Origin of the sequence: Rhizobium sp. WW_1, from assembly GCF_003610155.1 — a bacterium.
Classification (GTDB): Bacteria; Pseudomonadota; Alphaproteobacteria; order Rhizobiales; family Rhizobiaceae; genus Rhizobium; species Rhizobium tropici_A.
Window position 1 is genome coordinate 1,229,546 of sequence record NZ_RAIN01000001.1, and the last position, 23,081, is coordinate 1,252,626.

At 60.9% G+C, this 23,081-nt stretch carries 22 protein-coding genes and 1 pseudogene; 17 read left to right on the forward strand and 6 right to left on the reverse strand.

Annotated features, from left to right (window positions below; translation table 11 throughout):
• Positions 1-59: 59 nt before the first annotated feature.
• Together guaA and BJ928_RS05915 are read left to right on the forward strand one after the other, a co-directional pair.
• Positions 60-1,622: a glutamine-hydrolyzing GMP synthase gene (gene guaA, locus BJ928_RS05910; RefSeq protein ID WP_047628484.1), complete on the forward strand. Its 1,563-nt coding sequence runs from the start codon at positions 60-62 to the stop codon at positions 1,620-1,622.
• Positions 1,623-1,913: 291 nt separating this feature from the next.
• Entirely contained in the window at positions 1,914-3,170 is a 1,257-nt protein-coding gene (locus BJ928_RS05915; protein WP_047628485.1) for a site-specific integrase, read from the forward strand.
• Here BJ928_RS05915 and BJ928_RS05920 read toward each other — a convergent pair.
• Positions 3,124-3,420 (reverse strand): AlpA family phage regulatory protein, encoded by a 297-nt coding sequence (locus BJ928_RS05920; RefSeq protein ID WP_082011754.1) that lies wholly within the window; start codon positions 3,418-3,420, stop codon positions 3,124-3,126. The two genes, BJ928_RS05915 and BJ928_RS05920, sit on opposite strands and share 47 nt — an antisense overlap.
• Positions 3,421-3,722: 302 nt before the next feature.
• Here BJ928_RS05920 and BJ928_RS05925 point away from each other — a divergent pair.
• The 15 genes and pseudogenes from BJ928_RS05925 to BJ928_RS06005 all read left to right on the forward strand — a co-directional run.
• Positions 3,723-3,902, forward strand: a pseudogene (locus BJ928_RS05925) (ArsC/Spx/MgsR family protein); the annotation flags it as partial.
• A gap of 387 nt (positions 3,903-4,289) precedes the next feature.
• Complete coding sequence (locus BJ928_RS05930) at positions 4,290-5,528, forward strand: multidrug effflux MFS transporter (protein WP_082011756.1); 1,239 nt, start codon at positions 4,290-4,292, stop codon at positions 5,526-5,528.
• A gap of 178 nt (positions 5,529-5,706) precedes the next feature.
• Positions 5,707-6,096 (forward strand): hypothetical protein, encoded by a 390-nt coding sequence (locus tag BJ928_RS05935; RefSeq protein ID WP_047628487.1) that lies wholly within the window; start codon positions 5,707-5,709, stop codon positions 6,094-6,096.
• A 228-nt stretch (positions 6,097-6,324) separates the two neighbouring features.
• Complete coding sequence (locus tag BJ928_RS05940; RefSeq protein WP_047628488.1) at positions 6,325-7,020, forward strand: hypothetical protein; 696 nt, start codon at positions 6,325-6,327, stop codon at positions 7,018-7,020.
• A gap of 316 nt (positions 7,021-7,336) precedes the next feature.
• Entirely contained in the window at positions 7,337-8,560 is a 1,224-nt protein-coding gene (locus BJ928_RS05945) for an ABC transporter permease (protein WP_047628489.1), read from the forward strand.
• A 10-nt stretch (positions 8,561-8,570) separates the two neighbouring features.
• Entirely contained in the window at positions 8,571-9,833 is a 1,263-nt protein-coding gene (locus BJ928_RS05950; protein ID WP_047628490.1) for an ABC transporter permease, read from the forward strand.
• Entirely contained in the window at positions 9,826-10,542 is a 717-nt protein-coding gene (locus tag BJ928_RS05955) for an ABC transporter ATP-binding protein (protein WP_047628491.1), read from the forward strand. Before BJ928_RS05950 ends, BJ928_RS05955 begins: the two co-directional genes overlap by 8 nt.
• Positions 10,543-10,599: 57 nt before the next feature.
• A complete protein-coding gene (locus BJ928_RS05960; protein WP_047628492.1) occupies positions 10,600-11,055 on the forward strand; it encodes a MerR family DNA-binding protein in 456 nt (151 codons plus the stop codon).
• A complete protein-coding gene (locus BJ928_RS38730) occupies positions 11,052-11,270 on the forward strand; it encodes a heavy metal-associated domain-containing protein (RefSeq protein ID WP_047628494.1) in 219 nt (72 codons plus the stop codon). Before BJ928_RS05960 ends, BJ928_RS38730 begins: the two co-directional genes overlap by 4 nt.
• A gap of 547 nt (positions 11,271-11,817) precedes the next feature.
• Positions 11,818-14,274: a cation-translocating P-type ATPase gene (locus BJ928_RS05975; protein ID WP_047628496.1), complete on the forward strand. Its 2,457-nt coding sequence runs from the start codon at positions 11,818-11,820 to the stop codon at positions 14,272-14,274.
• 9 nt (positions 14,275-14,283) lie between these two features.
• Positions 14,284-15,516 carry an MFS transporter gene (locus BJ928_RS05980; protein WP_245432228.1) on the forward strand — a complete coding sequence of 411 codons (1,233 nt, stop codon included), beginning with the start codon at positions 14,284-14,286 and terminating at the stop codon, positions 15,514-15,516.
• A 132-nt stretch (positions 15,517-15,648) separates the two neighbouring features.
• Positions 15,649-16,005, forward strand: coding sequence for a heavy metal-associated domain-containing protein (locus tag BJ928_RS05985; protein ID WP_052227481.1), 357 nt, complete (start codon positions 15,649-15,651; stop codon positions 16,003-16,005).
• On the forward strand, positions 16,002-16,691 hold the full coding sequence (locus BJ928_RS05990; protein ID WP_047628500.1) for a cytochrome c biogenesis protein CcdA: 690 nt from the start codon (positions 16,002-16,004) through the stop codon (positions 16,689-16,691). Before BJ928_RS05985 ends, BJ928_RS05990 begins: the two co-directional genes overlap by 4 nt.
• 11 nt (positions 16,692-16,702) lie before the next feature.
• Positions 16,703-16,936, forward strand: coding sequence for a heavy metal-associated domain-containing protein (locus BJ928_RS05995; RefSeq protein ID WP_047628501.1), 234 nt, complete (start codon positions 16,703-16,705; stop codon positions 16,934-16,936).
• A 617-nt stretch (positions 16,937-17,553) separates the two neighbouring features.
• Positions 17,554-18,558: a LysR family transcriptional regulator gene (locus tag BJ928_RS06005; protein WP_063769429.1), complete on the forward strand. Its 1,005-nt coding sequence runs from the start codon at positions 17,554-17,556 to the stop codon at positions 18,556-18,558.
• Here the strand turns inward: BJ928_RS06005 and BJ928_RS06010 are convergent.
• From BJ928_RS06010 to trbL, 5 genes are read right to left on the reverse strand one after another with little or no spacing between them, the layout of a single operon-like run.
• Complete coding sequence (locus BJ928_RS06010; RefSeq protein WP_082011758.1) at positions 18,500-18,730, reverse strand: DUF2274 domain-containing protein; 231 nt, start codon at positions 18,728-18,730, stop codon at positions 18,500-18,502. The genes BJ928_RS06005 and BJ928_RS06010 overlap by 59 nt on opposite strands.
• 3 nt (positions 18,731-18,733) lie before the next feature.
• On the reverse strand, positions 18,734-19,975 hold the full coding sequence (locus BJ928_RS06015; protein ID WP_047628505.1) for a TrbI/VirB10 family protein: 1,242 nt from the start codon (positions 19,973-19,975) through the stop codon (positions 18,734-18,736).
• Positions 19,972-21,021 (reverse strand): P-type conjugative transfer protein TrbG, encoded by a 1,050-nt coding sequence (trbG, locus tag BJ928_RS06020; protein ID WP_047628507.1) that lies wholly within the window; start codon positions 21,019-21,021, stop codon positions 19,972-19,974. Before trbG ends, BJ928_RS06015 begins: the two co-directional genes overlap by 4 nt.
• Complete coding sequence (gene trbF / locus BJ928_RS06025) at positions 21,018-21,707, reverse strand: conjugal transfer protein TrbF (protein ID WP_047628508.1); 690 nt, start codon at positions 21,705-21,707, stop codon at positions 21,018-21,020. Before trbF ends, trbG begins: the two co-directional genes overlap by 4 nt.
• Complete coding sequence (gene trbL, locus BJ928_RS06030; protein WP_047628510.1) at positions 21,707-23,077, reverse strand: P-type conjugative transfer protein TrbL; 1,371 nt, start codon at positions 23,075-23,077, stop codon at positions 21,707-21,709. Before trbL ends, trbF begins: the two co-directional genes overlap by 1 nt.
• Positions 23,078-23,081 lie beyond the last annotated feature (4 nt).

Here is a 23,081-nt window from a genome sequence, read left to right on the forward strand (position 1 = left end):
TCGGCTTCGGCTCGATTTGCCCGATTGCCAGGGAAAGCGCTTTTCTTTAAAGGCTCGCCATGACCCAGACAGCACATCCAGACACCGTTCTCATCGTCGATTTTGGCAGCCAGGTGACTCAGCTCATCGCACGGCGCGTGCGCGAAGCCGGCGTCTACTGCGAAATCGTTCCCTTCCAATCCGCCGAAGCCGGCTTCAAGCGGCTGCAGCCGAAGGCCGTGATCCTGTCCGGCAGCCCGGCCTCGACCGTGGACGAAGGTTCACCGCGAGCACCGCAGATCATCTTCGACAGCGGCATCCCGGTCTTCGGCATCTGCTACGGCCAGCAGACCATGTGCATGCAGCTCGGCGGCAAGGTCGAGAGTGGCCACCATCGCGAATTCGGCCGCGCCTTCCTCGAAGTCGACAAGGATTGCGCCCTCTTCGAAGGTCTATGGTCGAATGGCTCTCGCCACCAGGTCTGGATGAGCCACGGCGACCGCGTCACGGCGCTGCCCGAGGGCTTCGAAGTCGTTGCCACCTCCTCGAACGCGCCTTATGCCTTTATCGCCGATGAGACGCGCAAGTACTATGGCGTACAGTTCCATCCGGAAGTCGTTCATACGCCCGATGGTGCCAAGCTGATCGGCAACTTCATCCATAACATCGCCGGCATCAAGGGCGACTGGTCGATGTCGGCCTACCGCGCCAAGGCGGTGCAGGCGATCCGCGATCAGGTCGGCGACAAGCGCGTCATCTGCGCTCTGTCAGGCGGCGTCGACTCCTCTGTTGCCGCGCTTTTGATCCATGAGGCCGTCGGCGACCAGCTGACCTGCATCCTCGTCGACCACGGCCTGATGCGCAAGGACGAGGCGGCCAATGTCGTCGCCATGTTCCGCGAGCACTATAATCTGCATTTGCTGCATGTCGACGCCTCCGACCGCTTCATCGGCGAGCTGGAGGGCGTTTCCGACCCCGAGACCAAGCGCAAGATCATCGGCCGCCTCTTCATCGAGACCTTCGAGGAAGAAGCCAAGAAGCTCGGCGGCGCCGACTTCCTCGGCCAGGGCACGCTCTATCCCGATGTCATCGAGAGCGTTTCCTTCACCGGCGGTCCCTCGGTCACCATCAAGTCGCACCACAATGTCGGCGGCCTGCCGGAGCGCATGAAGATGCAGCTCGTCGAGCCGTTGCGCGAACTCTTCAAGGACGAAGTGCGCGCGCTCGGCAAGGAGCTCGGCCTGCCCGACAGCTTCATCGGCCGCCACCCCTTCCCGGGTCCGGGCCTCGCCATCCGCTGCCCGGGCGGTATCACCCGCGAGAAGCTGGAGATCCTGCGCGAAGCCGATGCCATCTATCTGGACGAGATCCGCAAGGCCGGCCTCTACGACGCGATCTGGCAGGCTTTCGCCGTGCTCCTGCCGGTCCAAACCGTCGGCGTCATGGGCGACGGCCGTACTTACGAGTTCGTCTGCGCGCTGCGGGCCGTCACATCCGTCGACGGCATGACCGCGGATTTCTATCACTACGACATGGAATTCCTCGGCCGCGCCGCGACCCGCATCATCAACGAAGTCCGCGGCATCAACCGCGTCGTCTACGACGTCACCTCGAAGCCGCCCGGCACGATCGAGTGGGAATGATTTTGGCCCATCCGACCGTATCCGAATTTACGCCATAGTACGACGTAAGATACTGAAAACAAAAATAAATCCTTTCGATAACGATCGGCGGCTATCGGTGGATATAGTTTGAGCCAGGCGGCCCGTCTGACGGACCTTGGGCATATTGCTTAGCCGCATTTTTGAAAGTACCGTCATGGGCAATGAGGCTCGTGACGGTACTTTTTTTGTATTAAGCCATTGAACTTAATGCCAAATATCTGTCGAGGAGTCCCGGATTTGTGCTGACGGTACTTTTCAGGAGGCAATAGGATGTTAACTGACGCCGCCATCAAGGCATTGAAACCAAAAGAGAAAATTTACAAAGTCGCCGACCGCGACGGCATGTATGTCCGCGTGATGCCCAGTGGCGCGATCTCATTTCGCCTAGACTACAGGCTCAACGGTCGCCGGGAGACCGTCTATCTGGGTAGGTACGGGCGCGACGGCATCTCGCTTGCCCGGGCTCGAGAGAAGTGCATCGACGCGAAGCGCGCCGTAGCCGAAGGACGATCGCCCGCGATCGAGAAGCAGCGCGATAAGCGCCGCCTGAAAGAGGCGAAGAGTTTTGGAGAGTTCGGGGAGAAGTGGCTCACCGCAGCGCCGATGGCCGACAGCACGCGTGCCATGCGGCGTTCCATCTTCGAGCGGGAGCTTCTACCTGTCTGGCGCAATCGGCTCCTCACTGAGATTACGCCAGACGATCTGAGAGCCCATTGCGGCGGCATCGTTGAACGCGGTGCTCCGGCAACGGCTATCCACGTGCGAGACATCCTGAAGCAGATTTACGGCTTCGCCATCTTGCATGGGGAGAAGATCGCCAATCCGGCTGACGAAGTGGGCCCGGCATCAATCGCCACCTTTGTGCCGAAGGACCGCTCGCTTTCGCCCTCTGAAATTAGGGTGATGCTGAAGCAACTCGAGCACATCGCCACGCTTCCCACGATCCGGTTGGGAATGCGGCTCTACCTCCTTACGATGGTACGCAAGAGCGAGTTGCAGGATGCAGTTTGGGACGAGGTCGATTTCGAGAATGCGGTCTGGACGATTCCGAAGGAGCGGATGAAGCGCTCGAAGGCGCATAACGTCTATCTGTCGCGCCAAGTGCTCGACATCATGATCGCCCTGAAGACCTGTGCGGGAAATTCAAGATACCTTCTGCCGTCGCGGTACGACGCAGATGCTCCAATGTCGCGCGCCACCTTCAACCGGGTCACCTATGCGGTTGTCGAACGGGCGAAAGCGGAAGGTTTGCCCTTGGAGCCGTTTACGGTACACGATCTGCGGCGGACCGGTTCGACTCTGCTGAACGAACTCGGCTTCAACAGCGACTGGATCGAAAAGTGCCTGGCGCATGAGGACGGGCGCTCGTCGCGCGGCGTCTATAACAAGGCCGAGTATGAGGTGCAGCGTCGGCACATGATGCAGGAGTGGTCGGACATCTTGGACGCCTGGGTCGATGGCAAGAAGTACGTGCCAACGCTCATCCCGCCGTCGATGCCGATCTTGGCGCCCGATCCTGCTCTTTGACCGGGCGGGCTCGACGTTGTTTCACGTCGGGGCCGGGCGCACGAAGAATTGGTTTTGAGCGACGGGCCGCGAGCCACGCCTGAACCTCGTCCAGATCCCAAACCACGCATCTCGGGGTCAAGGCGAAGCGTCTGGGAAATTCCCCCCGCTGCTCCATTTCATAGATAGTGCTGTCGGCAAGCGGCACCATTTCGCGAAGCTGTTGCCGCCGGATCGTTCTTCTGATGGGTGTATTCGCCGTAGCGTTCATGTTGCATCTCCTCTTGATGGGCAGTTGAGGAGATAGAAAACAATAGATCGGGAAAGGTGGAAGCCTTCACATCGATCAATCGGGAATTAGCGGGCTGTGGCGTGCATATCGGACGGTGACGTTCTCAATAAACCAAGTGCCGCACAGGTGCGTGGATCGCAGAAAGCGGGATTTGCTCAAGGCCCGGAATTCAGCAGCGGCGCGGGTTATTGTAAACACGACACCCTCAAAATGGGGTGTGTGAAGGCGCGAGAAAAACGGCATGGGCCGCTTCCAGCTGTTCGCCGACACCGGCGCCGGGCCTCCGCGCCATGATTGAGCACCCGGTCCTAATCAGCCGCCCCATCGTCGTGATGCGGAAGGGAGTGAAGCTGTCCCGCCCTTCCGAGGCCGTTCTCGACCTCCTTGATCGGAGGCCGGAGAGCTTCACGAAGGAGGATGGCGAGGTCGTCCAATTAGTCCTCGCTGATGCGCATGGATGACGGAGAAAACGGCTCCTCTACATCGGCACTGCGCCCGCCTGAGATCGGCGGCTACTTCAGCGTTTAGGTTGGCTGTTACTTACATCGTTATGCTCAAGAAAGGCGCGTCAGTCAGTCTCCGCTGGCGCGTTCTGAGCGGCCAGCGAGCGCGAGCTTGACACTGGACCATGGTCCGGACGTTACAAGTGGAATTCTATCCACTGTGACTCGGTTTGAGGCGGCCGTGAGGTGAGGCAGAAGTCGCTGAATCCTTCGTCTAGCAGGATCGGCGCGCGACGAATCATTCTTGCCCGCACGCATAGAAGGTCTGTTGCATTCGAGAAAAGGAGTTCCGGTTGAGCACAGAGTTTAACTTGCGATCAGTTCGCACGGCAGACCGGGCCCCAAATGCCTGAAATCGATAAGGACGATTCTCCACCTAGGAACAAAGCGGAAGTTGCGTGGCTAACTTGGTTGCTTGGCAGTTACACGATGCTGGGCCCATTTTCGATTTCCACTTACATGCCGTTTTTCCCAATGCTGATGGTGAGCCTGGGAGTCACACAGCTCGAGCTGCAACAAACCCTTAGCGTCTATTTGGCCGGCTTCGGCTTTATGATGCTGCTACACGGACCGCTGTCGGACGCCTTCGGCCGCCGGCCGATCGTCCTCGCCGGTCTGGCGGTCTATCTGGTCGCTTCGATCGGGGGCGCTCTCTCGACCTCGTTGGCGCTCCTGATCTTGTTTCGGATGCTGCAGGGGCTTTCAGTCGGCGCTGGGAGCGTGGTCGGAAGAGCCGTCGTTCGTGATCGATTGGAAGGGCCAGAGGCGCAGCGATTGCTTTCGCACATCACCATGATCTTCGGGCTGGCACCAGCTGCCGCCCCCGTCGTCGGAGGATGGCTGCACAATTGGTTTCCCTGGCAGTCGGTGTTCCTTTTCATGGCTGCGTTTAGCTTCGTTCAGCTCATTGCTAGTTACTTTTACTTACCGGAAACCCTGCAGCCGGCGAAGCGAGCTTCTATGCGGCCGACGCAGCTAGCGCGAAGCTATGGCTCCGTCCTCCGGTCTCGCTCCTTTTGGCTGCTTTCGCTTGCATTGAGTAGCAACTTCATTGGTTTCTTTCTCTATGTTTCGGCCGCGCCGCGCTTCGTCATTGAGTATTTAGGCCTTAAGCAAAATCAGTTTGGATGGCTGTTCATTCCGGCGGTGTCTGGGGTAATATTCGGTGCATATCTCTCCGGCAAATTCGCTGGGCGGTTCTCTCCTAACAGAACCGTTGCCTTTGGGTTTCTCGTGATGATGGGAGGAGCTGCTCTAAACTTATCGTACAACGCTTTCTTCGCGCCGGTACTTCCCTGGGTCGTGCTGCCCATCATGATTTTCACGATTGGGATGTCTTTGGCCACGCCAAGCATCACCTTGTTGACCTTGGACCTATTCCCCAACAACAGAGGCATGGCCGCGTCTATGCAAGGTTTCATCCAAACTGTCGTCATGACTCTGGTCTCCGGCTTCGCCGCACCTCTGCTGGGCGGCTCTGGCATGAAGATGGCGCTTGGGATGCTCCTATCCCTGGTAGGAGGATATCTCGCTTGGGCTGCCTATCGAAGGTGCTCATCATTCTCAGGAGCCGGCGTTCTCTAAGCACGGCCGCGACGGTGAGCGAGCCAGTTCAACGTCTCTGCAAGATGCACCGGCTGAAGGCTCTTTCTGAGCCGGGGAAGGCTTGATGAACCGGGCCATCCGCCGCCGACATAGGTCCTTGACCCCGTACTATAGTCCAGAGCGTAAGCTACGTTTTCGAACGAGGAGGAGCATAAAAATGCGAAACGTAGTGATCCGCAGGATGCGGCCGGTCGTGTTCGCCGCGCTGGCAGCAATTCCGCTCATGGGCTGTAGCGAATCCGAGTCGGGACAGAGGTTCACGATGGTGGGCGAAGAGCGGGAAGTCCGAGGTAGTGTGACCGATGCGAAGCTTACCCTATGTGCGCCGACGCCTGACAAGCCGGGGACCTGCGAAGGCACATTAACTGTGCAACCAGCCGCCGGCGACACGGGCCGGATCGCCGTTGAGGTGACCCGAAACGTGAAGCTGATGAAGGATGGTCAGTCGGTCTTTCTTCCGCAGCTCAAGGGTGCCCAGGCGATCATCAAGTACCGAGCGAGCAAAGAGGGGCCGAGTGTTGCCACGTCCGTGGTCGCCAGCTCGTGATTTTTCCGAGCCCACGCGAAAAGCCCTGCAGAGCGATTTCCATACTTCTGGGGGGCGCTGTGCTCGTTTATGCCTCGGAGGCAGCCGCCCAGGATCAAACTGTGGCGACGGTAGAAGCTCAGGTTGCTACTGAAAGCGCAGAAGGGTCAGCTGCGCGTTCCGCTTAACCGACCGGCCGTGAGCGCGCGGACTTCACTTTTCGTCACTGAACCTCGTGCAGCCGGACCCGTGCAGCGCAAGGCAAGGGATCGCGGCATCAACGTCGTCCTGTCGCCGTTCAACGGCCGCGTGCTCTACGAACAGGCGCTTGTGAACGGCAGTGGAATCCAGACCGGCGAGCTTGGCAACGACAATGATGGCTTTCTTCTCGAGGGTCGGTTCGTGTGGTTTGCAACTGGCGAATGGCCCCTGCCGCTTCCCGCGCAGACAGATTTGCAGAATTCGCCTTGGAGCACATTTTTCAAAGTCGGTTGGGCTTCGAGCAAGTTCGAGAAAGGTCTGAGCGAAGCGTCGACGTCGCAGGTAAGGGAAATCACCTGGAACGTGGGCCAAGCGGTCGTAGGAAAGGGCTTTTACGCCTATTGGCAATACAGCAGGGCTTTCGCAGAGAGCGAACAGAATTTCGACTCGCAGTCTTTCTCGATCACGTCGGGCTACGCCTTCCCGATTGGTCGGTATCTGACCGTCAGCGAATCGGCCCCTCGCGCCATCCGGAGTAGTTGGGTCGAGCCAAAGCTTCAATTCGAAATGCTTCGTTATGAGGATGCGGTGCTTTCATGCCAATCGGACCGCAAAATATATAGCTACGGCGTCAACTATTATCCCGTTGGCACACCCAGTATCCGCCTGATGGTTGACCACGAAGTGGCTGTCCGCCCACGACGCAATGAGACTCTGCTCGTCTCACTTCACTACATGTTTTGAGTTGGCCCAAATCAACTCGCGTTCAAGGAGCGTTGAGTGGTTCACGCCGGGCTCAGCGTTGGCCGATCGCCACTAGGCATTCCTCGGCGCAGGGCATGCCGCCGCTGCTCCAAGGAATACCGGAAGATACCGAACGCCTTGAATTTACCTTCGATGCGATGAAATCGCGGATAGCGAACTGGCCAGGCCCTGTCGCAAGAGCGAGGTGCAAATCTTCAAAACGGCTTGACTCCGTAGTATGGTACGGGCCGTAGAGTGCTCAATGAGTTGATTGTCCGCGCTTACTGCGGAGCGCGCACCCGACCCGGAGCTAACGATGAGTGCAGTCTCAAGGGGCTTACGCAATCCGTTTCGCACGCGCGTCCGCACCGCGGTCGTGGTGCTGCTGCTCGCCATCATCATCGGCCTGTTTGCCGTGATGGTTCAGGGCGCGCTGGCCACGCAGCAGCGGCTGGAGAGCCTGCAGGCCAACGTTCGAACCGTCATCGAGCTTCGCGAAGCTGGCGCCTTCGGCACCGGTGGCTTTGGTGCGGACGCGCCCGCAGGTTCGGCCGAAATGGGTCGTGAGCAGGGTACGGAGTATTTCTCGCTCCGAACCCTAGAACGAATTGGAGGGATCCCTCACGCAGATCACATCGCAAAGATCGAGGAATACGTTATGGAGCCTCAGATAGATCCTTCGGTGCCGAACGCTTATGCTATGCTCATTGGTTTGAGGCTTGGCACTCCGCTGCGGGCGATCGGCGAGGTCGATTACGAGAATGCCCGTATCGTCGCGGGTCGCAACCTTGGTGCACAGGATCGAGACCAGGACGTCGCCGTTGTCGGCAGGCATTACGCGCGCGAGCGCTTGGGCATCGTCGCGCCGGCCACCGATGCCGTATTGTCCGGTAAGACGATCAACATTGGTGGCAGGCCGCTCCAGGTGGTCGGCATCTACAGCACCGATAATGATTTCGGTGACAACCACGTCTTCATTCCAATCGAGACCTTTCGCCGGGTTCTCCATCCAGGAGACAAGCTGTCGAAGATCTGGGTCACCGCGGATTCGATAGCTAACGTTGAAGCCATCAGGAACGAACTGCAGCAGATTCCTGGTGTCGACGCGGTCACCGCGGCCGAGCAGGTAGCGTCGGCAAGAGCGACCTTGGGTAGCATCGCCGCGGCTACCCTCTACGGATCACTTCTCCTGTTTGCCCTCGGTGGTGTGCTCGTGGTCTTTATCATGGTCCTCACGACCAGGGAGCGTATCAAGGAAATCGGCACGTTGAAGGCGATCGGCGCGCCAAACTATGAAGTCGTGAAGCAGTTCCTCGCCGAAATCGTCGCTTTAACTGGGCTGGCTGCGGTTGGCGCCGTCGTGATAGCGGTCCTCTTTGCTAAAATCCTGCAGACGACACTGAGCGTCGACGTTCAAATCGATGGCGAGACCTTCCTACTTATCGTGCTTGGTGGGCTTACCTTCGCGGCCATCGGCAGTTGCTATCCAATTCTTAAGGGCATCCGCCTGAGTCCAATCCAAGCCATGAGAAACACGTGAGGAGCGCTCGATGGGTATGATCGTTCTCGGTCTTCGCAATCTTCTACGCAGCAAATCCAGGCTGGTTCTGATCGCCCTCCTAATTGGTGCGCCCTTTTTCCTGCTCTTGGCGATGCAATCGATCGGACAGGCCGTCGACCAGCAAACCGCCGAAATGAACAGGAACGTGAACACGGTCCTGCAACTTCGGGCCCGAGGCTCCATGGGCCACGTCAACATGAGCAACCAGGATCGTCTCCTGCCCGACGGCGTGGTGGAGAAGGTCCGCGGGATCGAGCATGTCACCCAGGTTGAGCCTTACCTTTTGGCCATGTCGCCCACCACGCTGCCGAATTTCGCGATGCATGTCGGGCTCGCGCCGATGGCTGTAAAGCGTCTTGAATCGCACGGCGAGTCCGGTAATCCGCGGGTCATCGCCGGACGGGATTTCACTTCGGAGGACGCCGGGCAGGATGTGGCGATCATTGGCCAGGGCTATGCCGAATGGGCCGGGATCAAGCCCGAGGACATGGGCAAGGCGACGTTCACGGTCGATCCCACGCTCACGCACCCGGTGATCTACGGCATCCGACGGCCTAAACGCGAACTTCGGGTCATCGGGATGTACGCCAGCGGTTATGTCTTCGGCGATCTCCAACTGTTCATGCCGATTGACACGTTTCGTTCGATCTACGGCGTCGACCACGGCTTTTCTTGGGTCTTCGCTCAAGCCGACTCGGTCGAGAACGTTGCAGCTATCGCCCAGCGTCTCCAGGAGACCGTCGGTGACGTGGCCGACATCCTTGCGCCGAAAAGCGCAGCCGTTTTTACAGCGACGACAAGCCGGTCCGTCATTCAGCTCGCTAGTGCCGGTAGCGTTGTCGCATTCATCCTCATGATCGTCGTGGTGTTCTTCGTCTTGCTAATGCAGGTGCGAGAGCGGGCACGAGAGATTGGCACTCTGAAGGCCATCGGCGCGAGCAACGGGGGCGTCACGATCCAGTTTCTTACCGAGGCTCTCGCATTCACGCTGCTTGGTGGCGTACTCGGCCTCCTGATTTTCCGGCTCTTCGGTAAAGCGGTCACAGGGCAGTTTTTTGCACTCGGCATCGGCCCATTCCTGCCGAGCCAATACAAGCCACTGTTCGAGAGCCTTACCGTCAGTAGTAATGTGTCCGGTTCGGTTCTTCTTCTGGTCGTGGTGGTTGCCGTGCTTGCCGCCCTCATCGGCAGTGCCTACGGCGTGTGGCAGGCCATCAAACTCTCTCCGCTGGAGGCGATGAAAGATGAATAGCAAAAAAGCATTGATAGAGCTTCGCGGCGTCTCGAAATCCTATCGCAAGGGGGGAGAGACGATCTACGCCGCCGCCGGTTTAGACCTCACGGTCCAGGAAACGGGTATGGTCGCAATCGTCGGCCCGAGCGGGAGTGGCAAGTCCACGCTCCTGCACATACTCGGCGCAATGGACCGGCCCACAAGCGGCGAGATTGTCGTCGCGGGGCAGTCAGTTAACCAGCTCTCTCAACGCGACCTTACGCGCTTTCGTCGGCAGACGGTTGGGTTCGTCTTCCAGACCTTCAATCTGATTCCTAACCTAACGGCGCTGGAGAATGTCGCCCTACCGATGGAGTTCAACGGTGTGCCGAAAGCCACGCGGCTTGCGCGGGCGAAATCCCTACTTGAGCGGTTTCAACTCGGGCCTCGGCTAAAGCATCGTCCGCGCGAGCTCAGTGGCGGCGAGATGCAGCGTGTCGCGATCGCCCGCGCCGTCGCCAATGAGCCTCGCCTGGTCTTGGCCGATGAGCCGACCGGCAATCTCGACTCGCGCTCGGGGCAGATCATCTACGAAGTCCTGCGAGAGATATCGCGTGAGCGCACCGTGATCGTCGTTACCCATGCAGAGGATCTGGCCAAGCTAGCCGATCATGTCATCCATATCCGAGACGGAAGGCTCGTGGATGCTGAGGGGTCGCCAACACAGTTGACGCCTCTTGCCCAATGATCCCTCCCCAGAGGGCTGTACTCTGTACGGCGCTCACAGCCAATGGACAGATAAAATATGCAAGCATTGACGATCAGCAAGGCCGCCCAAGAGGCGGGTGTCGGTGTCGAAACGATCCGCTTCTACGAGCGGCGCGGATTGATCGAGCAGCCGGAGAAACCGGGATACGCCGGATATCGGCACTATTCTGCCGAGACAGTGCGGCGGATCAGATTCATCCGAAAGGCACAGCAGATCGGCTTCTCGCTCCGCGAGATCCAAGATCTGCTTTGGCTTCGGGCCGATCCTGCGGCCGATTGCAGCGACGTGCGCCAGAAGGCGGCGTTGAAGATCGACGAGGTCGACGAGAAAATCATGGAGCTCAAGAAGATCCGCAAGGCGCTAGAGAAAGTGATTGCGGACTGCCCTGGCCGGGGGGCGCTGAAGGGGTGCACCATTCTGGAGGCGCTTCAGGACGGGGAGCGGCTTGAAAACCAAATATCCTCTACCCGAACACGAAGGAAGATCAAATGAAATCGGTCACGCTAAAGATCGAAGGTATGCACTGCAACGGCTGCGCACAGAACATCAAGGCCCTCGTGAGTTCTGAGGCGGGCGTACGCGGCGCCGATGTTTCCTTCAAAGACGGCCAGGCGCGTATTCTCTTCGATCCGCAAACCGTCAGGGAAGATCTCCTTGTCGAAGTGATCAAGAAGGCAGGCTACCAAGTTCCGGCTCAGGATCAGTGACCGAGCTGGGGGCTTTTGAACTCGCAATCGGACTCTTATACATTTTCCGCCGCGCTGGATCGCTGAAGATTTCACTTGGGCCCGGCCGCGGCGGCCTGTCCGGGTCGCGTGGTTCGGTCGCCTTGGGTCTGTTCTTTGGTCTCAACATTCCAGCGTGCGCTGCGCTGCTGATATTTGCCTTGTTGGGTATGGCTGCAGCAGGCGGCGTGAGCGGTGCAAGCCTTTCGGCTGGCTTTGTTTCGTTGGGTCTTTTCGGGTTCGCCTTGTCGTTGCCGAGGGCAGCGGTCCTCATCCCGTCTGCGCGGCGCGCGCTGGATTGGCTCTGCATTATCGCGACTACTACCGCTCTGGACCGGTTTACTGCTCGTCGCCCTTGGCCTCTGGTCGATCGGCTTCGGCTTATTCACCGAGATCAAGGCGCAGCTCGTAGCCGGGCAGAATACGCACCAATGCCCGCTTGACTCCGTAGGTTGGTACGGAGCGTAGACTCGGCTCAATCGGATAATGCCGGCAGTTCGCTGGCGAACGTAGGACCGGAGGTCAGGGCATGAACACGGCTACAGCGATTGCACCACGCATCCAGCCCTGGAGCGAGGAGCCGGCGAGCCGACCCGATCGGGCCAGGATACGCGCCCGGATTGGCGGTCTGCATTGCTCGCTTTGCACTGGAACGATCGAGAAGGCGCTTGGCAGTCAAGCAGGCGTCGACAAGGTCGCAGTAAGCCTCACGCATGAGCAGGCGCTGGTTGAATACGACCCGAACGTCGCCCGGCCCGAGGCGCTGCTGAAAATCCTGCGCGACATCGGTTATACAATTTCCGACCCGCGCAAGGTTCGGCCCTTCGAAGAGGAGGAGCGCGAGCTCGTCCGCGAGGGCCGCCGTTTTCTCGTTGCCACCGCGTTCAGTCTCCTCGCCATCGCCCTAATTACGAACCCGATGGGGATCGCGGCCCTCGCCATCCATGGGGTGGTGTTTTTCAGTCTCATCGGGTTGATGTTCCTCGTGCTGCGAGCACGAGGTCTTGCTCCGGCGATTCTTGGTGCCGGTGGGTTGGGCATCGCTGCGCTCGCGCTGATGCTTGTCAAGGAGCAGGCCTGGTTCGCTGCGGCCATTCCGTGGCTTGTCGCCGCCATGGCCGTTATTCTGGTCTTTGGCATCGGATGCCATATTCTGGTGATGGCGGCACAGGCACTGCGCCGGGGCATTCTCAATCAACATGTCTTGCTCGAGACGGGCGCCTTCGCCGGCCTCATCGGAGGTCTGATCGGGTTCGTCTTCTCCCCCGCAGCTTACCCGACTGCTGCCTTTTTTGCCGTCTCAGTGATGGTCACGACCTACCACATCTTCTCGGAATGGCTCTCGCTGATCGTCAAGACCCGCAGTTCGCAGGCGGTGAAGCAACTCCTCGATCTTCAGCCGGAAGCAGCGCGGGTCGAGCGCAACGGCCTCGAGTTGGAGCTGCCGATCGCGGAGGTGGCAATCGGCGATCTCGTCCGCATTCGTCCTGGCGAGCGCGTGCCAGTCGATGGTGAGGTGGTTAGCGGCCATTCGGCGGTCGATCAATCCTTTGTCACCGGCGAGCCGATCCCGGTCGAACGGAAGAAAGGTGACGCAGTGATCGGCGGCTCGATCAATGGCAACGGTACCTTGCTTGTTCAGGTGCGAGCCGTGGGCGAGGGAAGCTTCTTGCATAAGGTCATTCGCGAAGTCGAGGACGCTCGGGCACTCAAGCCCGGCCTCTTGCATCTCGTAGACAGAGTTCTTCAGATTTATACGCCGACGGTTCTCGTTATTGCGACGCTCGCTCTTATCGGTTGGCTAGTCGGCTCATGGTTCGTATCCGGCGAAGTCGACTTGGAACGGGCAATCTTCGCCGGGTTGAGCGTGCTTGTAATGGGCTATCCTTGCGCGGTGGGTATCTCCGCGCCGCTTTCCATAGTGCGCGGTGCCGGCGAGGCAGCCGAACGGGGCATTCTCATGCGCACCGGCGAAGCCTTCCAAGGCTTCCGGCTGGTGAAGACCATTGTCCTCGATAAGACCGGCACGCTTACTCAGGGCAAGCCTGCGGTTCGTGAGATTGAGGCCGTAAATGGCGAAGAGGACGAGCTGCTCGCCTTGGCGGCAGCGGCAGAAGCTTCCTCTGAACACCCGCTCGCTCAAGCAGTGGTCACCGCGGCTTTCGAGCGAGGCGCCGTCCCGCCGGACGTCGAGTCCTTTGAGGCTATGCCAGGTAAAGGCATCGTCGCTGACATCGGCGGTGAGGAGGTTCTTGTCGGAAGCCCCCATTTCCTGGCTGAACGGGGGGTGAACCTGGCGCAGCTACAGGCCCGGATCGTGGCGCTGGAGGAGGCTGGCCGAACGGTGATCGCCGTCGGCAGGGGAGGACGGGCACTCGGACTGCTTGGCCTTGGCGATAAGCTGAAGGCGGAAGCAGTGAAGGCCGTCGCACAACTGCGGGCCGATGGACTCCAGCTTGTCCTGCTTACAGGTGACAACGAGCGTGCCGCGCACAAGGTCGCGAGGGAGGTCGGCATCGACGTTGTTCATGCTGGCGTGCTGCCCGACGGTAAAGCCGAGATCGTGCGGCAGCTTCAGGTCGGCGGCACAAGGGTTGCCATGGTTGGCGATGGTATCAATGACGCCCCCGCTCTCATGCAAGCGGATGTTGGCATCGCCATGGGTGGTGGCACGGATATCGCTATCGAGTCAGCCGACATCATTATCCTCTCCAATCGTCTCGATGCTGTTCCGGTCGCGCGCCAGATCAGCCGGAGAAGCTACCGTAAGATGCTCCAGAATGTGACTCTCGCCTTCCTGTTCAATGGCGTCGGAATTCCTATCGCCGCGACGGGTCTCGTCTATCCGGTATGGGCCATGGTCGCGATGGCCGTCAGTGTCACCGCAATCTTCTTCAATTCGCTGTGGGGTCGACCGCAGCTCTTTTTCGACGCGGTACTGAGTGTCGGCCGCCCCGTTGTGGCGGACGCGATCCAGACGGCGTGAGGCACGGACATGGCAACTGCAAGTTACAAGGACATGAGTGGTATGGATGTTTCACAGGTAAACAATGAACGCGAGCGCCTGCTTCGGATGCTCGCGGCGGCGACCTTCGTCATCTTCTTTCAAGCTTTCATGGTCGCGCCCATCATACCGACGCTCGCCAATACTTTCGGGACGTCGGTCGAGAGAGTCGGGCTCATTGTGCCAGCCTATCTGATCCCTTACGGAATCGCGACGCTGGTTTTTGGGCTTCTCGCGGATCGGCTGGGCATCCACCGCGTCATGTTCGCGTCGCTGGCGGCGTTTGCCGTACTCACAGCTTTGACGGCGATGGCCACCTCCATCGAACAGATCGCCCTTTGGCGGGTCCTGACCGGGCTCGGCGCCAGTGGCGTCGTGCCGCTCGGCCTCGCGCTCGTCGGCCGCCTCTATCCTTATGAGCAGCGTGGGCGCCCGCTAGGCTGGCTCTTTGGCGCCATGGCCGGCGGGATGGCCTTTGGCTCACCCGCCGGCGCGATGCTCGTTCCCTTCGTCGGATGGCAAGGGCTGTTTCTCGTAGTGGGAGCGGCTGGAGCGGGTATCCTGCTCCTGTTCCTGCCCTATCGCCGCATCATTGCTGCGGCAGTGCAGCCGGTCACGGGCACGTTCGGCGATCTTTTCCGCGGCTACAAGAGCCTCCTCGGCACGCCAAGGGGGCAGCGCACATACGGCTATGTCCTTGTCAACTCGATGTTCCACTCCGGCGTCTTCACGTGGCTTGGTGTGTATTTCGAACAGCGACACGGCGTCGGACCGGTCGGCGTCGGATTGGCCTTGCTCGGATACGGCGTGCCGGGCTTCTTGCTCGGGCCGATGATCGGCCGGGCGGCGGACCGCTGGGGCCGCGCCAGGTTGCTGCCCCTTGGTCTCGCGCTCAGCGCCGTCGCAGCCGCGCTGCTGATCCTCGGCTTTCCCTTGATCCTTGCGCCGGTGGTGGCGATGCTTCTCTCTCTTGGCTATGACATGACGCAGCCGCTCTTCGGCGGGATTGTCACCTCGCTCGGTGATAAGCGGCCTGGGCAAGCCATGGGGCTGAACGTCTTCATGCTCTTCGTCGGCATGGGGCTGGGTAGCTTGATCTTTGGTGAGATGCTCCGCTTTGGCTTCGAAGTATCACTGGGCGTTTTCGCCATGGTCGAACTGGGGTTGGCCGTGATGTCCATCCGTCTGTTTCGGTCTGAGGTAGTTCAAGTCCGGAGCAGCTGAAGGGCGAGGCACCGTGCCTCCTGGCATGCGACATTTGACGTCTATTGACTCCGGACTACGGTACGGATGGCAGAATCTCGAAAAATGCGGAGCAGCTGCACTTGGTGCATTACGACGAAAGGCGAACATCACATGACGAACACGAGCCGACCGTCCGGGCTGTTTCACGGCCGTTGGAGAATCCTGTTTTCAGCTGGCGCGTTGCTCCTCTCTTTTCTGTTCTCGCTCGCGATCTCTACAAGCTCGGCTTCCGATAAGGCTGCAGGAACGACGGTCGTCGTGCCGGTGACCGGTATGTCGTGTGTGAGCTGTGCCGCGACGATCAAGCAAACCGTCAAGAACATCGATGGCGTATCTAATGTCGAGGTGAGCTTGGCGGCCAGGACGATGCGCGTGACCTACACCCCCGCACGTGTTTCGCCTGACCGCATCGTCGCCGCTGTGAACGCACTCGGATATCAAGCTGGGACCCCGGTGGAGGCGAAATGACGTTAGAGTCTGCATTGCAGTCGATCCAACCTGGCCTCGCTGGAGGGGGGCTGGTGCCCGCAATAGGCACCACGTTCCTCGCGGGTATTTTGGCGAGCGCGGTTTGTCCGTGCACATTGCCTGTTGGGCTCAGCGTCGCGGGTATGGCCGGAGCATCTGACACCGGAGGTCGTCACGACGGGCTCGCAATCGCAAGCGCTTTCTTCGTCGGAATCGTCGGAAGCCTCACCGCACTTGGTCTCTTTGCGGGTCAACTCGGCGCGTTGGCGACGGAGTCATTCGGTCGCAACTGGGCGCTCGTTATGGCTTTCCTTTCGTTCGTGGCCGCAGGGCTCGCCTTCTGGAGACCCCGGCTGCCATTCGACCGGCTCACGGCTTGGAGACGGCCCGGCGTGGCGGGCGCGTTCGGCTATGGCCTTGTGTTCAGTCTTGGCACCTCGGTCGCTCCGCTCCTGCTTCTGTTTACGGTCGTTGCAGCTACAGGCACCCCGAAACTCGGCGTATTGCTATCCTTTTTCTTCGGCGTCGGCCGGGGGTTACCGTTTCTTCTCGCGGGAGCCGCCGCAAGCACCGCGACGCGCTTCACTCGGCTTGGATTGCTCGGTCGCCCGATTCAGTTCGCAAGCGGCATCGCTCTACTATTTGTCGGTTGGTACTACGCTCAAGTTTACGCTGCATTGCTGTGAGGGAGAACGACATGGTTCGTCAGGATAGTTCGCTTGCAACAGTGACCCTGGCAATCCCAGGGATGGTCTGCGAAGGCTGCGCTGAGAAAATCCGTGATGCTTTAACGGCGATACCCGGCATACACAAGGTCAAGACAAAGCTATGGCAGAAGCAGATCCAAGTTACCTTTAAGAAGGAGACCGTTCGTGAACAGACGGTTGTGCAGGCGCTCGGCGAGCAGGGGTTCGATGCTGTCGCGAGCTAGCAATCTTGACGACCTGGTACTTACCGCATTCCGGCGCGCCTCCGATGAGGATCGACTAGATGTTGCCGAGCATCTGCTGTGTGCACTCGAGACGTTAGCTGACATCGGCAGAGAAGGGCAGAGGCGAGTCCCATCTCAAGCTCGATTAAACCAAGCCTATAGAGTGATCGCGCACCGGACTGAGCGTTGGCGATGATTTGGTCTGACAAGCTATGAAACCGCTCGTCAGAGCGCACACGCAAGATCCAACGACGGATCGCGGGAGATCAGCGAGCTTGGTGCAATTCCTTGCCCGAACTACGATAGAGTGAGGGCGGAAGTGATGGCGACGGGGGCAGTGGTCGGAGCAATATTAAAGGACCGAGGGGTGTCACCAGCACGGGTGGCTTCGGCCTGGGTGGTGGGTAAGCTGAGTTTGACATCGGCGATCTTCGGGCTGTCGAAATTGCATAATTTTTCCGAGGACCAGGCGGCGCTGTTGCTTAGGCTGTCTGGTCCGGAGATCCGATCCGTCGAAGCGCCGATGGCTGCACCCAGCGGTGCGCAGCAATGTTGATGTATGGCTGGCATTGGAAACGCCTTGATGCTGGCTTCCGAAGTCTCGGAGGCCGAAGAGATTGAAGATCGAACTGCGCCACCTCCGCTATGTGATTGCTGCGGCCGAGCACGGCAGCTTCCGGCAAGCGGCGAAGGCGCTTGCCGTCCAGGAGTCGGCGATTAGCCGGCGCATCCGCGATCTGGAGGATGACATCGGCGCCACGCTGTTTATCCGCCATCATGGTGGGGTTGACCTGACCTATGCAGGCCAGAGATTTCTCGTCCGGGCTCGGAAAGCAATCAGCCAGATCGCGTACGCGGCGAAGGACGTGGGCTCAATCGGACGCGGCGAGGAGGGCTTGGTGCGAATTGGCATCTTCTCATCCCTGGCGTCCGGCTTCCTTGCCGAACTGCTCTCCGCCTACGACGCCAGGCATTCTGGTGTGCACCTCGATTTCGTCGAAGGAGGTCCCAACGAGCACATCGCCTCCGTGCAGAGGCGGCGGATCGATGTAGCATTCTTGACTGGCGACCCTGCCGCACCGGGATGCGACGTTGCGCATCTCTGGAACGAGCGGGTCTTTGTGGCCTGTCCCCGCCATCATGAGCTTGCGGATCAGGATCAGATCGCGTGGAAAGACCTGCGCGACCGGCACTTCATTGTCAGCGAGACTGAGCCAGGGCCGGAAATCCAGGACTATCTGGTGAAGCATCTTACGGAACTGGGCCACCATTTAAGCGTGGAGCGGCATGGTGTCGGACGGGACAATCTCATGCAGGTTGTCGCTCTTGGCCGCGGAATTACGCTCACCAGCGAAGCGACAACGGCCGCCCATTTTCCCGGTGTAGTCTATCGGCCGTTGGCCGATGAAATCCTGCCCTTCTGCGCGATCTGGTCGCCGCACAACGATAATCCGGCCCTTCGGCGGCTGCTGAGTCTCGCAAGAATTATGTCCAAGCGTGGCAAGTCATCGCCGATGGCGCGACCGGCAACTAATCCTTCGCCTGTCCAGGCCCCGGTATCGGCTAGCGACTACTTTGATGATCGCGCCGCGCTTTCGCAAAACCTCGATCCGTCGCCATGAAGCGCTCGATCATGGGCGAGACCAATTTGACGGGATCGCCGACCGGCCGCCCTATCTCCCGAGCAAGCACCTCAGCATAGGCGACAAGCTCGCGGTGGACGGCCGCCGGCAGTTCGATCGAGATCTTGACCGGCTTGTCGTCCGCAAATGCCCCAAGTTTCAGCTTCGCCATGGATCACCCTCCATAGGGTTCGAGGACGAGATCGCGGGTGACGATCACGCGGACCGGGAAGCCCGGCCGGATCGTGAGCGTCGGCGCGATGTTGAGTTGACGGCGGACGATCTGCTGACCGGTCTGACTGACGCTGTCTGATGCGCCCTGACGCAGCGCCCGCACGATGTCGCTGTCCTGGCCAGACGATCCTGCCTCGGCGCCAACGCTGAGGATGGTGGAGAGCGCGGCGGCCTTGAACAGTTCGCCCCAGTGATAATCGACACCATCCTCAAGGCCTGCATAGCCCTCAGAATCGGCGCCCGGCTGACGCTCGAGCACGATCGAGCGGCCGTTCGGCATGATGAGTCGGTTCCAGACTAGCAGCACGCGACGCTGCCCAAACCCGACGCCGTTATCATACTGGCCGATCAATCGGGTGCCCTGCGGCACAAGCAGTATGCGGCCGGTTGGGCTGTCATAGACGTTCTCGGTCACCTGCGCGGTGATCTGGCCGGGTAGATCGGAGCGGATGCCGGTAATCAGCGCGGCCGAGATCACCGCTCCGCCCTGAAGAATGTTGGGCGATGCCGGCGCCATGACGCGGTCCGGGGAGACAGTCCGCCGATCGGCGGCAGCGTTGAGGAAAGCGAGTTGACGATCCTGCGCGGTGGGCGTGGCCGGCTGCGGCGCAAGGCCGAGGCTTGTTAGATCGGGCAGAGGCAATTGGGCATTTGCGGGCGGTGTTCCGCTTGGTGATGTCGCTGTCGGCGTGGACGTCGCTCTTGTCTCGGTCGAGGCGAACAGCCGTGCCGTCCGTGCCGCTTCCAGCTCCTGAAGCCGGCGCTGCTCCTCCGCGCTGAGCCCGGGGGTGGGTGTCGCCATGCCAGGAACCGGGACCGGCTGGCCTCTGTTCTGCGCATCGAGGATGGGCCGGCCGAGATCGCCGGGCAACGGTGGCCCCAGCACCGGCCCCGTATAGTCACGCGGCAGGCCGGCAAGACCATCGGCGGTGGCGCGATTATCCGTCGAATATAGCTCTTCGTTTGGGCGCCCGCCGTCGCGGGTCTGGAGCGCGTAGATCAATGCTCCGCCGATTCCGACGCTGGCGACGAGACCGAGGCCGGCGAATACCTTCCTCGACAAACGCGTGACACGCGGCTCCTCGGCGCGCAGCCGCATTGGCGGCGCCGGCTCGCCGGTCAGGGGCTGCTCGGCGTTGTTCGCTTCAGGCCCTTCCTCTTTCCGGGGATCGATGTCGCTCACGATGCCGGCCTCCCGTCGGTGCGGGTGATGCGCACGCGCTTTTGGCGATCACCCGCGCCAAAGCGCAGCTCGGCGGCGGCAAAGAGCCGATCGACGATCATGTGGTTGCCGCGAACCCGGTAGTTCACCAGCTCGGAGGTATTGCCTTCAGGGCCGACGACGAAGAGCGGTGGCATCTCGCCCTGGCCGATGCCGCGCGGAAACTCGATAAAGACCTGGCGGCCGTCGTCGAAGGCGCGCAGCGGCCGCCACGGCGCACGGTCGCCGTCGATCTCGTAGCGGAAATTGACACGGGACAGGTCGATGGCGGTGGCGACGGGTAGAGCGGCCTGGGCCTCAATGTTCTGGCGGCGGAGCGCAATGAGCTGATCCTGCGGATATTGCCAGGAGACCGAAGCCATATAGGTGCGCTCGGTCGAGCGCAGCTCCATATGATAGGTGCGCAGGTTGGTATTGATGACCAGGTTCGTCATGAGCTCGGAGCGGGTCGGCTTCACCAAGATATGGATCTGTCGCGTCGCGCCCGATCCGCTTTCGGTGTCGCCGATGATCCAACGCACGGTGTCGCCGGCGGCGACGGGCCCGGAGCCAACGAGCTGCTCGCCGGGCTGGAGTGCGATGTCCGTGATCTGCCCGACGGCGGTGTAGACCTGATAGAGCGCGCCCTGCGTGAAGGGATAGACCTGCATCGAGTTGATGAAGCCGTTGCGGACGGGCTGCACGCGCGCGGCGGCATTGGCCTGATTGATGCGAGCGGCCGGATCGGTCGGCTCCGGTGCGCTTCGTGTCGTTTCGACCGGCTTCAACTGGCCGGGGAGCGGCAGCGGCCGGGGAACCTCGACCACGGTGACCGGCGCTGGCGGATCGCCCGCCTGAACGGCGGGCGCTGCGTCGTCATAGCTGATCTCGGGCGGTTTCTGCGTGGTGGCGCAGCCGGCGAGCGCGGTTGTCGCAAGGAGAAGGAGCGGCAGCGCGGCTTTGCGTAAAACCGGCGAGACGTATGTGTGTGAAGCCGGATTTCCGGCTTTACGGAAAGACGACTTCATTGCCCCAGCTCCCGTGACCAGTTGATGGCGTTGACGTAGATTCCGAGCGGATTGGCCCGGAGTTTTTCGGCGGTGCGCGGCGGCTGCACGACGATGGTGAGGATGGCGGTCCAGCGCGATGTTTCGGCGAGAGCGCCGTCCTGATAGCGCCGCTCGATCCAGGCGACGCGGAAGCTCGTGGGCGACGCACGGATGACCGACGAGACGTCGACCGAGATCTGCTGCTTGCCGACCTTGGTGAAGGGATCATTGGCGCGGGCATAATCGTTGAGCGCCATCGCGCCGGCCGAGGTGGTGAACTCGTAAGCTCTGAGCCAATTCTGCCGCACGATGATGGCGTCTGCCGGGATCGAGCGGACCTGCTCGATGAAGCGCGCGAGATGCCAGGCCATCTGTGGATCGGTCGGCTGATAGTCGGCGGTGGCGGGTGCGACGGCCTGGGCTTGCCCCAGGCGATCGACCTGCACGACCCAGGGCACGATCGTTCCGCGCGCCGACTGCCAGACAAGCGCGGTGGCGAAGCCGGCCGACAGGATCAACGAGCCAAAAGCCATCAACCGCCAGTTCCTGGCCTGCACACGGGCCGAGCCGATGCGGTCGTCCCAGACCTGGCCGGCGCGCTGATAGGGCGTCTCGGGTTCGGGGGATTTGCCGTAATGGGTTGCTGGTCGTTTGAAGAGGCTCATCAGCGGTCGCTTTCGGAAAGGTTGATGGAAGAGCCGCCGCCGTGGCTGTCACCAGAGCGGACCGCATGCGCGGCGGCCTGGACGCCATGCGTGATGTTCTGAGAGCGCTTCATGCGCTTGGCCCAGTCGGGCGGTCCCAGACGGGAAGAGGCGTTCTGACTGGCGGACGCATCGTTGGCGGCCTCCGTCTCGCCGCCAATCGTGCCCGCGGTCGAGGAGCCGCCCGTCGCCTCGACCGCGGATTTGGCGCCGGCAGAGAAGCTCGACTTCATGCTGTCCGCCGCACGCGACGCGGCGCGCTTGAACGGAGAGGCAGCGGCGGAAGCGCCTGCGCGTGCAACGCCACCGAGACCGGAAGCGACGCTCGCCGCGCCCGACTGGCCCGCCGAGCCGAGGCTGTAGGCCGTGTACGCTACGCCCGCGAGGGCAGCCCCACCGCGCGCAGCGGCGGCCGCGCCGCCGATCGCCGCCGCGCCTCCGGAAGCAAGGGCTCCCACCGTAGCGGCGCCGGCGGCGACCATGCCGCCTGCGGCGAGGCCGGTGCCGACGGCCGCACCCGCGCCAAGCTGCGGTCCTCCCGAGACAAGGCCATTGGCGATGCCGGGACCGAAGATGCCGAGGCCAAGCAGCGTGAGTGCGGCCAGCACGATCGCCATGGCCTGGTCGATGGTCGGCGTTGCGCCGCCAAAGCCGGCGGTGAATTCGGAGAAGAGAGTCGAGCCGATGCCGATGATGACAGCGAGCACCAAGACCTTGATGCCGGACGAGATGACATTGCCGAGCACGCGCTCGGCCATGAAGGCGCTTTTGCCGAAGAGACCGAAGGGAATGAGGACAAAGCCCGCGAGCGTCGTCAGCTTGAACTCGATCAGGGTAACGAAGAGCTGGATCGCGAGGATGAAGAAGGCGAGCAGCACCAGCGCCCAGGCGAGGAACATGCAGGCGATCTGGATAAAGTTCTCGAAGAATGACCAGTAACCCATCAGGCCGGAGATCGACTCCAGCAGCGGCCGGCCGGCATCTAGGCCGGTTTGCGCAACCTTGCCCGGGCGGAGTAGATCGGCCGTCGTAAAGCCCGTGCCAGACGCCTTCAGGCCGAGGCCGGCGAAGCTCTCGAAGATGATCCTGGCGAGGTTGTTCCAGTTGCCGATGAGGTAGGCGAAGACACCCACGAAGAGCGTCTTCTTGACCAGCCGCGCCATGATGTCGTCGTCGGCGCCCCAGCTCCAGAACAGGGCGGCGAGCGTCACGTCGATGACGATCAGCGTGGTGGCGATGAACGCGACTTCGCCGCTCAGCAACCCAAATCCGGAGTCGATGTAGCGGGTGAAGACCTCCAGGAAGTGGTCGATGACGCCGGTGCCGCCCATAATG

What these genes read in the sequence shown, in the direction of transcription:
- guaA (WP_047628484.1), top strand. Translation starts at nt 60, where the DNA reads ATGACCCAGACAGCACATCCAGACACCGTTCTCATCGTCGATTTTGGC.
- BJ928_RS05915 (WP_047628485.1), top strand. Translation starts at nt 1,914, where the DNA reads ATGTTAACTGACGCCGCCATCAAGGCATTGAAACCAAAAGAGAAAATT.
- BJ928_RS05920 (WP_082011754.1), bottom strand. Translation starts at nt 3,420, where the DNA reads ATGAACGCTACGGCGAATACACCCATCAGAAGAACGATCCGGCGGCAA.
- BJ928_RS05930 (WP_082011756.1), top strand. Translation starts at nt 4,290, where the DNA reads ATGCCTGAAATCGATAAGGACGATTCTCCACCTAGGAACAAAGCGGAA.
- BJ928_RS05935 (WP_047628487.1), top strand. Translation starts at nt 5,707, where the DNA reads ATGCGAAACGTAGTGATCCGCAGGATGCGGCCGGTCGTGTTCGCCGCG.
- BJ928_RS05945 (WP_047628489.1), top strand. Translation starts at nt 7,337, where the DNA reads ATGAGTGCAGTCTCAAGGGGCTTACGCAATCCGTTTCGCACGCGCGTC.
- BJ928_RS05950 (WP_047628490.1), top strand. Translation starts at nt 8,571, where the DNA reads ATGGGTATGATCGTTCTCGGTCTTCGCAATCTTCTACGCAGCAAATCC.
- BJ928_RS05955 (WP_047628491.1), top strand. Translation starts at nt 9,826, where the DNA reads ATGAATAGCAAAAAAGCATTGATAGAGCTTCGCGGCGTCTCGAAATCC.
- BJ928_RS05960 (WP_047628492.1), top strand. Translation starts at nt 10,600, where the DNA reads ATGCAAGCATTGACGATCAGCAAGGCCGCCCAAGAGGCGGGTGTCGGT.
- BJ928_RS38730 (WP_047628494.1), top strand. Translation starts at nt 11,052, where the DNA reads ATGAAATCGGTCACGCTAAAGATCGAAGGTATGCACTGCAACGGCTGC.
- BJ928_RS05975 (WP_047628496.1), top strand. Translation starts at nt 11,818, where the DNA reads ATGAACACGGCTACAGCGATTGCACCACGCATCCAGCCCTGGAGCGAG.
- BJ928_RS05980 (WP_245432228.1), top strand. Translation starts at nt 14,284, where the DNA reads ATGGCAACTGCAAGTTACAAGGACATGAGTGGTATGGATGTTTCACAG.
- BJ928_RS05985 (WP_052227481.1), top strand. Translation starts at nt 15,649, where the DNA reads ATGACGAACACGAGCCGACCGTCCGGGCTGTTTCACGGCCGTTGGAGA.
- BJ928_RS05990 (WP_047628500.1), top strand. Translation starts at nt 16,002, where the DNA reads ATGACGTTAGAGTCTGCATTGCAGTCGATCCAACCTGGCCTCGCTGGA.
- BJ928_RS05995 (WP_047628501.1), top strand. Translation starts at nt 16,703, where the DNA reads ATGGTTCGTCAGGATAGTTCGCTTGCAACAGTGACCCTGGCAATCCCA.
- BJ928_RS06010 (WP_082011758.1), bottom strand. Translation starts at nt 18,730, where the DNA reads ATGGCGAAGCTGAAACTTGGGGCATTTGCGGACGACAAGCCGGTCAAG.
- trbG (WP_047628507.1), bottom strand. Translation starts at nt 21,021, where the DNA reads ATGAAGTCGTCTTTCCGTAAAGCCGGAAATCCGGCTTCACACACATAC.
- trbF (WP_047628508.1), bottom strand. Translation starts at nt 21,707, where the DNA reads ATGAGCCTCTTCAAACGACCAGCAACCCATTACGGCAAATCCCCCGAA.
- trbL (WP_047628510.1), bottom strand. Translation starts at nt 23,077, where the DNA reads ATGGGCGGCACCGGCGTCATCGACCACTTCCTGGAGGTCTTCACCCGC.